Source organism: Nocardia carnea (assembly GCF_029869215.1).
In the GTDB taxonomy this organism is placed as follows: Bacteria; Actinomycetota; Actinomycetes; order Mycobacteriales; family Mycobacteriaceae; genus Nocardia; species Nocardia carnea_B.
Map to the genome: position 1 here is coordinate 1 of NZ_JARWPM010000256.1, position 11351 is coordinate 11351.

At 67.4% G+C, this 11351-nt stretch carries 16 protein-coding genes and 1 pseudogene; 8 read left to right on the plus strand and 9 right to left on the minus strand.

Annotation, left to right across the window (positions count from 1 at the left end; translation table 11 throughout):
- The 7 genes and pseudogenes from QH276_RS17960 to QH276_RS17990 all read left to right on the plus strand — a co-directional run.
- A pseudogene (locus QH276_RS17960) lies at positions 1 to 250 on the plus strand (winged helix-turn-helix transcriptional regulator); the annotation flags it as partial.
- A 1067-nt stretch (positions 251 to 1317) separates the two neighbouring features.
- Entirely contained in the window at positions 1318 to 1695 is a 378-nt protein-coding gene (locus QH276_RS17965) for an ArsR/SmtB family transcription factor (RefSeq protein ID WP_163844538.1), read from the plus strand.
- Positions 1692 to 2780, plus strand: a complete 1089-nt coding sequence (arsB, locus tag QH276_RS17970; protein ID WP_163844536.1) for an ACR3 family arsenite efflux transporter — start codon at positions 1692 to 1694, stop codon at positions 2778 to 2780. Before QH276_RS17965 ends, arsB begins: the two co-directional genes overlap by 4 nt.
- A gap of 47 nt (positions 2781 to 2827) precedes the next feature.
- Complete coding sequence (locus tag QH276_RS17975; RefSeq protein ID WP_163844676.1) at positions 2828 to 3193, plus strand: low molecular weight phosphatase family protein; 366 nt, start codon at positions 2828 to 2830, stop codon at positions 3191 to 3193.
- A 31-nt stretch (positions 3194 to 3224) separates the two neighbouring features.
- Positions 3225 to 3893: an arsenate reductase ArsC gene (locus QH276_RS17980; protein WP_163844534.1), complete on the plus strand. Its 669-nt coding sequence runs from the start codon at positions 3225 to 3227 to the stop codon at positions 3891 to 3893.
- Between the two features lie 12 nt (positions 3894 to 3905).
- Complete coding sequence (locus QH276_RS17985; protein WP_163844532.1) at positions 3906 to 4316, plus strand: arsenate reductase ArsC; 411 nt, start codon at positions 3906 to 3908, stop codon at positions 4314 to 4316.
- 35 nt (positions 4317 to 4351) lie between these two features.
- The gene (locus QH276_RS17990; RefSeq protein WP_163844530.1) at positions 4352 to 5065 is read left to right on the plus strand and encodes a hypothetical protein; all 714 of its coding nucleotides are present in this window, start codon (positions 4352 to 4354) and stop codon (positions 5063 to 5065) included.
- Here QH276_RS17990 and QH276_RS17995 read toward each other — a convergent pair.
- Genes QH276_RS17995 through QH276_RS18010 form a run of 4 tightly spaced genes read right to left on the minus strand, consistent with a single transcriptional unit; the run spans position 5062 to position 8699 of the window.
- Complete coding sequence (locus QH276_RS17995; RefSeq protein ID WP_163844528.1) at positions 5062 to 5868, minus strand: alpha/beta fold hydrolase; 807 nt, start codon at positions 5866 to 5868, stop codon at positions 5062 to 5064. The genes QH276_RS17990 and QH276_RS17995 overlap by 4 nt on opposite strands.
- Positions 5865 to 6920 (minus strand): flavin-containing monooxygenase, encoded by a 1056-nt coding sequence (locus QH276_RS18000; protein WP_280406819.1) that lies wholly within the window; start codon positions 6918 to 6920, stop codon positions 5865 to 5867. Before QH276_RS18000 ends, QH276_RS17995 begins: the two co-directional genes overlap by 4 nt.
- Positions 6857 to 8173 (minus strand): MFS transporter, encoded by a 1317-nt coding sequence (locus QH276_RS18005; RefSeq protein ID WP_432278798.1) that lies wholly within the window; start codon positions 8171 to 8173, stop codon positions 6857 to 6859. The genes QH276_RS18000 and QH276_RS18005 overlap by 64 nt, the downstream gene beginning before the upstream one ends.
- 16 nt (positions 8174 to 8189) lie before the next feature.
- Positions 8190 to 8699: an ArsI/CadI family heavy metal resistance metalloenzyme gene (locus tag QH276_RS18010; RefSeq protein ID WP_163844523.1), complete on the minus strand. Its 510-nt coding sequence runs from the start codon at positions 8697 to 8699 to the stop codon at positions 8190 to 8192.
- Between the two features lie 96 nt (positions 8700 to 8795).
- Here QH276_RS18010 and QH276_RS18015 point away from each other — a divergent pair, with 96 nt between their 5' ends.
- The gene (locus QH276_RS18015; protein WP_163844521.1) at positions 8796 to 9155 is read left to right on the plus strand and encodes an Rv2640c family ArsR-like transcriptional regulator; all 360 of its coding nucleotides are present in this window, start codon (positions 8796 to 8798) and stop codon (positions 9153 to 9155) included.
- 98 nt (positions 9156 to 9253) lie between these two features.
- Here the strand turns inward: QH276_RS18015 and QH276_RS18020 are convergent, their stop codons facing one another.
- The 5 genes from QH276_RS18020 to QH276_RS18040 all read right to left on the minus strand — a co-directional run.
- On the minus strand, positions 9254 to 9589 hold the full coding sequence (locus QH276_RS18020) for a YnfA family protein (protein WP_163844519.1): 336 nt from the start codon (positions 9587 to 9589) through the stop codon (positions 9254 to 9256).
- Positions 9590 to 9613: 24 nt separating this feature from the next.
- Positions 9614 to 10078, minus strand: a complete 465-nt coding sequence (locus tag QH276_RS18025; RefSeq protein ID WP_163844516.1) for a MerR family transcriptional regulator — start codon at positions 10076 to 10078, stop codon at positions 9614 to 9616.
- Positions 10075 to 10422, minus strand: a complete 348-nt coding sequence (locus QH276_RS18030) for a hypothetical protein (protein WP_163844514.1) — start codon at positions 10420 to 10422, stop codon at positions 10075 to 10077. The genes QH276_RS18025 and QH276_RS18030 overlap by 4 nt, the downstream gene beginning before the upstream one ends.
- Before the next feature lie 53 nt (positions 10423 to 10475).
- Positions 10476 to 10823, minus strand: coding sequence for a DUF3703 domain-containing protein (locus QH276_RS18035; RefSeq protein ID WP_163844512.1), 348 nt, complete (start codon positions 10821 to 10823; stop codon positions 10476 to 10478).
- Between the two features lie 44 nt (positions 10824 to 10867).
- The coding region (locus QH276_RS18040; RefSeq protein WP_280401306.1) for a sterol desaturase family protein at positions 10868 to 11351 on the minus strand (484 nt) is incomplete at its 5' end.

Here is an 11351-nt window from a genome sequence, read left to right on the forward strand (position 1 = left end):
CTGGCGCAATGCGCAACTCCCTCCCGAACAGCGGGCGATGATTCTCGTGGACTCCGAGACAGGGCGCGAGGTCGAACCGGTGGTCAGCGATCCGGTGTCGGGTGCTTCGGTAGCGGATCCGCGGTTCGTCTTCACGGCAGGCCCCGCGGCCGGGCCGGAGATGCGGGCAAGATACCGCGACAGATCCGCTGAGCCGGCGGCTGTGGGTGCATCGGGAGACCGGCATCGAGCGCGCCGGGACGGCGGCTGAGCGGCTTCTCGGGCAGGTGGGGAGCGGTCTGAGGCGGGTGCGGGTTCGGCGGCGGATGCTGCTGCCGAGTGGACTCTGCCGCCTCGCCGGCCCTTGATTTGCCGTACAGGGCCTCATCGTCCGGGATCACCGTCGCCCCCGATCGTGCCCCGTGCACGGCCTGACGGGGTCGGGGATGGTCGGTCCTGGCGAATATGCCGAGAACCTTGCGGGTGGGTGTGCATTCCGCAGGTCACGACCGGGTGTTCGAGTGCGCTCGAACACACGGCACGCAAATGCGTCGAATCCGACGTGAATCTGTGCGCGAGGGGGGACTTGAATCCCTCAGTGCGGCAGATTTACCGATTCAGTGTGTTCGATCACGTCGAACGGTAGACGATGTTGATCGAGAGGATCAAGCGCTGGTTTGCTGTGGCGCACGGCGGTTGTAGATCTTGGTGGTTGTTCTGTCGGCTACTTCAGTCTGCGGTGACCGGTGCTGCGGTGGTTATCTGTGTTCACGCCGGGGTCGGGCGCGGTGGAAGTAGCGTGGCGGTCGCAGGTTCGTGCCCTCGGCAGGACACACAAAACATGGGCAACCGGAAAACACCTGGTTATCGTGGGTATGTATGCAGTCTGAGGCGCCACGACACCGTTGGAGTTGGTCGACCAGCCTCAACATTGGGGTTCGGGCGGGTTCGCTGAAGAGACGCGGCATCGAATCTGCCGATGCTAGCTGGCCACAGACTGAGCGGAACACGAGAGCCACTGTCCACTGGGCGAGCGCCTGTGAGGGACGCATGTCGGCACTGGTCGGCGGACTGAGGAGTCGCTGCGGTCGCTTTCGGCACGGCTTACCGAGGCTGACGGGGTCGGTCGTGTCCCGCTCCGGCGCGGGCGCGTCTGCACGCAGGTGGACAACTTGGATTGTATCGATATCGATGGCTTGAGTAGTCCTGGATCCGGTTGAAAGTGTCCAGCAGTGCCAGGACGGTTCAGCATCTGTTGCTTGATCAGCTTTTCTGTTGCGGGGACGTTCACCTATCGTTCGTTTGCCTCACGGCATAGACAACTGTCAATATCGATTCATGTCTAAACCACAGTTGCCGGTGATCCCGGTCCAAGCCTGTGACCCAGCACCCCGGGTGCGGGAACCTCTGACAGCGGACGCGGCAGCAGAGTTGGCCTCGGTGTTCAAGGCACTGTCGGACCCGGTGCGGCTGCGCCTGCTGAGTTCGATCGCGTCCCGGTCCGGGATGGAAGCCTGCGTGTGTGACCTGTCCGAGGGCATCGACCTCACCCAGCCGACCATCTCCCACCACCTGAAAGTGCTGCGCTCCGCTGGGCTGCTGACCAGCGAACGCCGCGCGTCCTGGGTGTACTACCGAGTCGTCCCGCAAGCTTTGGCGCGGGTCTCGGACGCGTTGCTGCTGGAAAGCGGCGAAGCCGCCGAGGTCACCGCATGAGCGCCACCGACACCACCGGAGGCGAGCACGGAGTGGTGGGCAAGCTGTCCACGCTGGACCGGTTCCTGCCGGTGTGGATCGGCGTAGCCATGGCCGCCGGCCTGCTGCTGGGCCGGCTGATCCCCGGCCTCGGCGACGCCCTCGCCGCGGTGGAGATCGACGGGATCTCGCTGCCGATCGCGATCGGGCTGCTGATCATGATGTACCCGGTACTGGCGAAAGTCCGCTACGACCGCCTCGACACCGTCACCGGCGACCGCCGCCTCCTGATCGGGTCACTGGTCCTGAACTGGCTGCTCGGCCCGGCACTGATGTTCGCGCTGGCTTGGCTTCTGCTGCCCGATCTCCCGGAATATCGGACCGGGCTGATCATCGTCGGATTGGCGCGGTGTATCGCGATGGTGATCATCTGGAACGATCTGGCCTGCGGAGACCGCGAAGCCGCCGCCGTGCTCGTGGCGTTGAACTCGATCTTCCAGGTCGTCATGTTCGCCGTGCTGGGCTGGTTCTACCTCTCGGTACTGCCCGGATGGCTGGGCCTGGAACAGACCACGATCGAGGCTTCGCCCTGGCAGATCGCGAAATCGGTACTGATCTTCCTCGGCATCCCGCTGCTGGCCGGATACCTCACCCGCCGCTTCGGGGAACGCGCCAAGGGCCGCGACTGGTACGAATCCACGCTGATTCCGCGGATCGGGCCGTGGGCGCTGTACGGTCTGCTGTTCACCATCGTGCTGTTGTTCGCCCTCCAGGGTGACCGCATCACCTCCCAGCCGCTGGACGTGGTCCGCATCGCGGTCCCGCTGCTGGCGTATTTCGCGATCATGTGGGGTGGCGGCTATCTGCTGGGCGCGGCGATGGGCCTGGGTTACGAGCGGACGACCACGCTGGCGTTCACGGCGGCGGGTAACAATTTCGAGCTGGCGATCGCGGTGGCGATCGCTACGTACGGCGCTACCTCGGGCCAAGCACTGGCCGGGGTCGTCGGCCCGCTGATCGAGGTGCCGGTGTTGGTGGCCCTGGTGTATGTGTCACTGGCCCTGCGTAATCGCTTCCGCGCTGAAGATGGGGTTGCGGTCCGGTGACTGCGTTGGTGCTGTTCGTGTGCGTGCGCAACAGCGGCAAATCGCAGATGGCAGCCGGACTGATGCGCCAGACCGCCGCCGGTGAGGTCGTCGCACTGTCAGCCGGCACCGACCCGGGTGAGAACCTCAACGCATTGTCGGTAGCAGCGCTGGCCGAGGTCGGGGTCGATATCAGTGGCGGAGTCCCGAAACCGGTCGATGCCGGTCTGCTCGCTCGCGCTGATCTGGTGGTGATCCTCGGTCGCGAAGCCCAGCTCGACGTCCCGGACGGTGTGCGGGTGCGGCGGTGGGAGACCGATGAACCCTCGCTGCGCGGGATCGAGGGCATGGAGCGGATGCGGTTGATCCGTGACGATATCGACGCCCGCGTCCAAGCCCTCGCGGCCGAACTCAACTCACCCGTCCAATCCTGAACCCTTCCTTCTCGAGTATCGGACAACGGATATGACCGAATCACCCCTCCCCGCCACCGCATTGCGCGCGGATCTGAGTATCGACCAGCAGGTAGCGTTGAAAACCGCAGCGACCCGGTTGCAGCGGGAGTTCGACGGCACCTTCGGTGTGGAAACCATCGAGCGATTCCTGCACTCCTCCTACGAGCAGTTCGCCGGCCGCGCCACCATCGTCAACTTCCTACCCCTGTTGGCCGAGCGGTTCGCCCGCCAACGCCTCCAGGCTTTGGCCAAGGTGGAAGGGCTCCACCACACTGGTACTCCGACCGTGCTGTTCCTGTGCACGCACAATGCCGGCCGCTCGCAGATGGCGCTCGGGTTGTTCACTCACCTCGCCGGGGAGCACGCGATCGGCTGGTCCGGGGGCAGCGAGCCCGGCGAGGAGATCAATCCGGCCGCGGTCGAGGCGATGGCCGAGATCGGGATCGATATCACCGGCGAGTATCCGAAGCCGTGGACCGAGGAGATTCTGAAAGCCGCCGACGTCATCGTCACCATGGGCTGTGGCGATGCCTGCCCGGTGTATCCCGGCCGCCGGTATGAGGATTGGGACCTGCCCGATCCGGCCGGTCTCGATGTCGCCGATATTCGGCCGATCCGCGCCGAGATCGAAACCCGTGTGCGCGGGTTGCTCGCCGAGCTCGATGTCCCCACCGTCTGAAAGGCCTTTGTTGTGACCGATAAGCCGAGTGTGTTGTTCGTCTGCGTCCACAATGCCGGGCGCTCCCAGATGGCTGCCGGATTCCTCACCCACCTCGCCGGCGGTGCGATCGAAGTTCGCTCCGCCGGTAGCGCTCCCGCCGACCATCTGAATCCCGCCGCAGTCGAGGCGATGCGCGAGATCGGGATCGACATCACCGCCCAGGCCCCGAAAATCCTCACTCCGGACGCGGTGCAGTCCTCGGATGTGGTGATCACCATGGGCTGTGGTGATACCTGCCCGGTGTTCCCGGGCATCAGCTACCGCGACTGGGACCTGGAAGACCCCGCCGGCAAAGGCGTCGAAGCCGTCCGCCCGATCCGCGACGAAATCCGCGCCCGCGTCGAGGCGCTCATCGCCGAACTGTTGCACGCCCACGCCTGAACCACACCGAGCCGACCACGGTCGAGGTAGAAGCGATGACCGGCGCCACGCCCGCTCCGAGTCTCGGTGCTCGGGCGGCCGCGCGGTATCGTGCGGACCTGCTCGGTTCCGGGGTGGTGATGGCGGCGCCGGTGACGGGCTGGTGGGCGGCACATCTGGCCAGTCCGGGGCATGCCGCGGCCCGCGCCGGGCTGGCCGCGGCCGTGACGATCACGTTCCTGGCTGTGGGCACCGGGCTCTTCCGGAGCCGGGCGCCACGGTGGAACCCGCTGCTGATGGTGGCCGATGGCCTACTCGAACGCCGCCGAAGCCTCGCCGGCCCCCAGCTCGTCGGCCACCTCCTCATCCAGGTAGGGGCAGCGATGGCCGTGGCCGGTGTGCTGGTGGTGGGGTGTTTCCTGGCCGGGATCACCCCACCGATGGTGCCCGCCCCGGGCGGTGTGCACGCGTTGAGCGAGATGACCGCCGCCGCAGCGGCGGTCATCTGCTTCTTCGCTGCCGCCCGCACACCGACGCTGAGATTGTCCGCAGCCGGTGCTAGCGCACTGGCCGCCGCGGTGTTCCTGGTGTCAGGGGCTGGGTTCCTCGGCAACCCGGCCGTAGTCTCGGGCGCGGTCGTGCTCGGGCTGGATCCGGCGCTGGCGTTGGTGATCGTGGTCTGTCAGCTGGGTGGTTGCCTCGTCGGCTATCGGCTCGCCACCGCCTGGTGGCCGGATATCGGCCGTCGCCTCGACACACTCACTGGCTAATCCGGGAGCAGTGCCTGGGCCAGGACGCTAGGGGCGACGTGATGACCTTGCCCCGACAGCGTTTTCCGTGTCGCGGTCGGGAGCGCACCGGTGAGCCGGTCGGCGGCTTCGAGGATGTAGTCGGCGCTGGTGGTGCCGGTGATCACCGTGGTCGGGGCGGTGATCGCGGCGTAGCGGCTCACGTCGGGATCCAGGCCTGCCAGCACCCGCAATGTGGCAGCAAGGGTTGGGGCCTGGGCGACCTTGTGCCACCACAACGGATCGCTGCGCAGTACGGCCAGCTCGTCCGGAGAGAATCCGCCGGATACTGCGGAGGCGTCCAGGATCAGGCGCTCGTAGCCCCCGCGCGCGATCGCCGTATCCACCGCCGCGAGATCAGGGATCGGGTAGGTGACCGGCAAGGGTGGCTCATAGACCTCCAGCCGCGGCACCCGATCCTGTGCCCGCAGTGCGGTTTCCAGGGCCAGGACCGCGCCGAAGGAGTAACCGAACAGCACTTCGATCGGGCCGACTGCCTCGGTCACGGCAGTGATGTCGGCGACCTCGTGCGCAATATCCGGCGCTGACCGCGGGGTTCCGGAGGTACCGTGGCCGCGGCAGTTCATCGCCACAACCGTGTAGTGCTCGGCGAGGTGGCCGGCCATCGGCAGCATGCTCATCGCGCTACCCAACCCGCCATGCACCACCAGCAGCACCGGCCCGGAACCCCGGGCCAGGTAAGTGATCGGAGTGCCGTCCGCGGACACCACGTGTCCGCCGCGGACCAGTGTCTGCGAGGCCGTGTCCACCGGTGCGGTGGTCATCGGGCGTGCTCCTGGCGCCGCGCTGTCGCCGGGCGTAGATGCCGCACCAGATAGGCCGCGTCTCGGCCGACGCCGCGCAGTGAGTTCGACGACGGGGTGCGCTGCCACTCCAACCCGAGGAACCCCAAACCCGGGTGAGTGAGCGACAAACCCTGACGCTGTCGCGGCACCCCGGACTCGGTGAGCGCGCCGGTTCCGGCGAGATAGGGCAGATGCGGACGGTAGCCGGTGGCGAAGATGACCGCATCCACCGGTGCGCGAGATCCATCCGACCAGACCACACCCTCGGGCGTGAACGCGGTGAATATCTCCCGCCGCTGCGGCTTCCCGGCCGCGAACGCGGTCCGGTAGCGGCCTGCATCGAACACCGGCTGCGTCGGCGCATCCTTCACTATCCGCCCCAGCGGGGCGGAGTCGAATCCGGTGATGGCGAACCAGAAGTGCATGTCGCGGCCCAGGGGGCGCTGCGGCACGAACTTCACCGGCGCCCTGCTGGCCAGCACCACCTTCGCGTGTTCGGCGAGTTCGGCGGCGATCTGCACTGCGGAGTTCCCCGCGCCCACCACGACCACCTGCTGGTCGGCGAACTCGGCCGGGTGGCGGTATGCGCTGGCGTGCAGGACCCGGCCTCCGAACTCGTCCCGGCCGGGCACGGCGGGCAGGAACGGGGAACCGAACGACCCGGTCGCCGCGATCACCCGCGGCGCGGTGAACACCGTCCCGGATTCGGTAGTGACCGCGAATCCCTCACCGCCGGTGGAGGCGACGGAATCGACGACAGTGCTGGTGTGGATCTCGGCGTCCAAGCAGGCGGCGTAGGAACGCAGGTAATCGATCACTTCATCGCGGCGGGGATACCGGTCCGGATCCCCGGGGAAGCGGCGACCGGGCAGCGCGCTGTAGCGGGCCGGGGAGAACAAGGTCAGGCTGTCGTAGTACCGAGGCCACGACCCGGTCGCCTGCGGCGAGGCTTCCAGGACCGCGGTGTTCAAACCGGTGGCGGTGAGGTGGTGGGCGGCGGCCAGGCCGGATTGGCCGCCGCCGATGACCACCGCGTCATAGTCGTTTTCGCGTGTGACAACATCTCTTTCTTCGAAACACGGATTCTGGTCAGTGGCGCGATCACCGCGGCGAGAGCGGCAACGGCGCCGAGGATGAGGTAGGTGTGGGCGTAGCTGCCGGTCCATGCCGACAGCACTGTGCCCGCCCACGGAGCCAGTGCGGACACGACCACCACAGGCGCGGACAGCAAGCCGTTCAACCGGCCGTAATGGGTGGCGCCCCACCGGTCGGTGATCGCGGTGGCCTGGATCAGCGTGAAAACCCCGCGCACCAACCCGGCGCCGATCGCTACCGCGATCAGCACGATCACCGCCGACACCACCCCGAGCAGAGCGGTGGAGGCGGCGAGCGCGGCCAGCACCACGACGGTGCGGGCGGTGACACCGGTGTAGCGGGCCAGCGGCAGATACCCGATCCGGCCCAAAACCTGCCCGGCGCCGCCGAGCCCGAGCGCGGTCGCGGCCAAGCCGGGGCTGAAGCCTTGTTCCTGGAGCAGGGCGACGAGGTTGAAGATGCCGGCGAAGCTCGCGAACGCCGCCAGGCACATGGTCACGACCAGCGCGGCGAAACGTGGACTGTGCGCGATCTGCGAGTGGTCGGCATGCGCAGCCTCGGTCGGGGCCGGTGGATCCGGCCACAGCACCCGCAACCCGAACCAATGCGCCGGGATCGTCAGGACCGCCAACACGGCGGCGAGGATGAGATAGGTGCCGCGCCACTCGATGCTGGTGTCCAGGGCGGCGGTGAGCGGCGCGAACACCGTGGACGCCAAACCACCGGCCAGAGTGAGGATCATCAGCGCGGTCACGCGCTGGCCACCCCACCAGCGGGTCAGCGCCGCGAACGCCGGCGGATACAACACCGCCCCCATCGCCACCCCGGCCGCCAGCCAGCCGAGATAGAACACGGCCAGGTTCGGCGCGGACGCGATCGCGACCAGCGCGGCTACCCCGAGAACCGATCCGGCGGTCATCACCCGCCGCGGACCGGCCCGGTCGATGAACGTGCCGACCGGGATCCCGGTGAGCGCCGTCGCGAGCTGCCCGAAGGAGAACGCCGCGGTGATCACCGGTGTCGACCACCCGGTCTCCCGGGTGATCGACACCGACAACACCGGGAACGCGTAATACAGGATCCCCCAGCTCGATATCTGGGTCAGGCACAGCACCGCCAAGACCCGGCGGCGCCCCGCCCGCGACAACCCGTCTGCCGCTGTCGCGGGCGCGGTCTCCACATCGGTCACGCCGAAACCCGGGGCGCTACCGAGCAGCGGCCGGGGCGCAGCACGCCACCGTCGACTCCGCCTCCGTCTTCGAAATGGAATCGCTGCCGCCGGTGCCGCAGCATGCCTGCACCGCCTCCGCGTCCTCCTTGTCGGCGAACTGGGGTTCGGTGCCGAAGTGCTCGGTATCGGCCAGCACGGTGTAGACCTCCCACCGCTCCTTGTTCGGGCCCGTCACCCAGACTTTGTCCTGGGTGGCGAAGCAACATGTCGTCGCGATCTGCTCCTCGGTGAACAGGCCCGCCTCGGACAGGCGCGCGATCTCGGCGTGCACCTTCCCCGAGGACTCCACCTCGACCCCAAGATGGTTCACGCTGCCGCCCTGACCCGGGTTCTCGATGAGCACCAGCTTCAACGGCGGCTCGGTGACCGCGAAGTTCGCATAGCCGGGCTTGCGTTTGGCCGGCTGGACTCCGAACAGGGTCGAGTAGAACTCGACGGCCTGCTCCAGATTGTCGACGTTGAGTGCGAGCTGGACACGTGACATGATGACCACCACCTGTGTGACATATATCGAAGAGTTGACAGCGCCCAGTGTGCCACCTTTTCGACATAAGTCAACATCATCGGTAGGATGGATTTCATGCCCAAAGCGCTGCCCGTGATCGACATGACGACTCCGCTCTGCTGCCCGCCCGTAGCGGCAGGCCCGATCGACGACGAGGCCGCCCTCCATGTCGCGCTGCGGTTGAAAGCTCTCGCCGACCCGGTGCGGGTGAAGCTGATGTCACTGCTGCTGGCCAGCCCCGAAGCGGGGCGTAACGGCGGTGAACTCGCCGACGCGGTCGGCCTGTCCGAATCGACGGTCAGCCACCACCTCGGTCAGCTTCGCAAAGCCGGGCTCGTGAACTCCGAACGCCAGGGCATGAACGTGATCCACCGCGTCCACCGCGACGCGCTGTCCGCGCTCTGCGTTGTCCTCGACCCCAATTGCTGCCGATAGCAATCGATGCCGTCCTTGGTCAGCGGTCGAGTGGTCAGAGGCGAAATCTTACAAACCAGCCAGCGCCTCGGCGGCCGGGGTTGTGGCGCCTGGCGATGTCAGATGGTGCGCGGTGCGTACATGATGACGGCGACGCCGAGCAGGCAGATGACGGCGCCCGCCACATCCCAGCGGTCGGGACGGAACCCGTCCAAGGCCATACCCCAGGCCAGGGAACCGGCGACGAACACGCCGCCGTAGGCGGCGAGGATGCGCCCGAAGTGGGCGTCGGGCTGGAGGGTGGCGACGAATCCGTACAGGCCGAGCGCGATGACCCCGGCGCCGATCCACGCCCAGCCGCGGTGTTCGCGTACGCCTTGCCAGACCAGCCAGGCCCCGCCGATTTCGGCGACAGCGGCGAGCACGAACAGCAGGATCGAACGCAGGACGGTCATTCTGGTGAGCATAGAAAGCCCGGTTCAGGATGTGGTGGCGGTGGTGTGACCGGCGTCGGCCGCGGTGTGGTTCGTATCGGTGAACGGCACCGGGCAGTGCGGGTTTTCGCTGCATGCGAGCAGGTCGTCACATCCCGCCGCCACTGCGTTGTGCAGGGTGTCGCGCATCGCGGTCAGCTCGGCGAGCTTGGTGTCGATTTCGGCGAGTTTGGTCGCGGCGCGAGCCTGTAGGCCGCCACCGGCGGTGCGGCGGTGGTGATGGCCGAGGTGGGTGATGGCCAGTAGGTCGGCGACCTCGTCGAGGGTGAATCCGAGTCGCTGGGCCGCTTTGATCACCCGCAGCACGGTGAGGGCCTGCTCGGGGTAGAGCCGGTGCCCGCCCAGGGAACGGTCCGGGGCGGGCAGCAGTCCGCGGCGCTCGTAGTACCGCAGGGTCTGGATGTTCACCCCGGCCGCGGCCGCGAGCTGTCCGGTGCGCAGCCCGGTCATCGTTGGTGCCCGCCCGTCACGGTGTCCACCCTGGCAGCGAGCGCGTCGAGGACCGCGGTGTAGGTGGCAGGGACCTCGATGCTCATCACCGGTCCGGTGTCGGTGGGTTCGATACCGAAGGTGAAGAACGAGCAGCAGCTCGTCTCCCGTGCCGCGAGATCGCGGGCGGTGTTCTCGGCGCCGGCATCCAGCAGCAGCTCCAGCCGGGTCGGGGTCGGCCGGTGGCTGCGCCGCACGGCGTCGGTGAAGAACCGGTCGAACTCGGCGACCCGGATCGGTTGGGCCACGGTCGGCAATGTGCACGCATCCGGTACCCAGCCCTCGTGAGCTGGTGAAATCGTCATGATTCCACGGTAAGCCTGTACCCAGGTACCGGATGCAACCGTTTCCGGGCTATTTATGCGCTCGCTTGCAGCAGGTCGGCCAGCTCTGGCGGGATCGGCATGGTCTCGCGCAATCCGACCCGAGCACGACCGGTGTTGCCTTCAGGGGCGAGCCCCGCCAGGGATCCGGGTGCGGCGACGACGATCCGGACGACTTGGCCGAGGGCTTCGCGGCGGTCGCGCTGGCGCACGGCGAGGGCGAACATGGCGATGTGGTTGCGGGTGTGCAGCCACGGGTCGGGCTGGGACAGGATGTGTGCGCGTTCCAGATGGGCCCAGCGCTGCTCGGGGTTTGGTGTGGTTTTCGCCGCGTGCATTTCATCGTGGTAGCGGGCGCGTGCTGCGGGCGGGATGGTCGGCATGGCAGGTCCTTTCGAATGGTTGATGTGTTCGGTGGAATCGGTGGTCAGGCTGTTTTTGCCTGTGCGGCGGTAGCCGGCGTGGAGATGGTGTCGGGTGCGAAGTGGCAGGCGCCGTGGCGGGTGAAGGGTTCGGCGAACTGGGCCAGGTAGCTGGTGGGGTAGTCGGGTTTGGCGGCCATGCCGAGGTCGGTGCTGTGGAACCGGCGGTGCGGGTCGTAGCTGTAGGTGCGCAGCAGGTGGTCCCAGATCAGCGTGAACAGCCCGAAGTTGACGTCACCGATACCGGCCCATTTCAGGTGGTGGAAGCGGTGGCCCTCGTTCAGGGCCAGCACGTGCTTGAGGGGTCCGACGCGGTAGTCGGCGTTGGAGTGCTGCAACAGCAGTTGCACCGCCACTGCCAGCGACAGTGCCGCGGCGACCGGCACCGGGATCCCGGCGAGCAGTAGCGGGGTGACCCCGGCGGTCATTTCGATGGTTTGGTGCAGTGGGTGTTTCATCAGGCCGTTGAGCCCGTAGAAGCGGGTGACG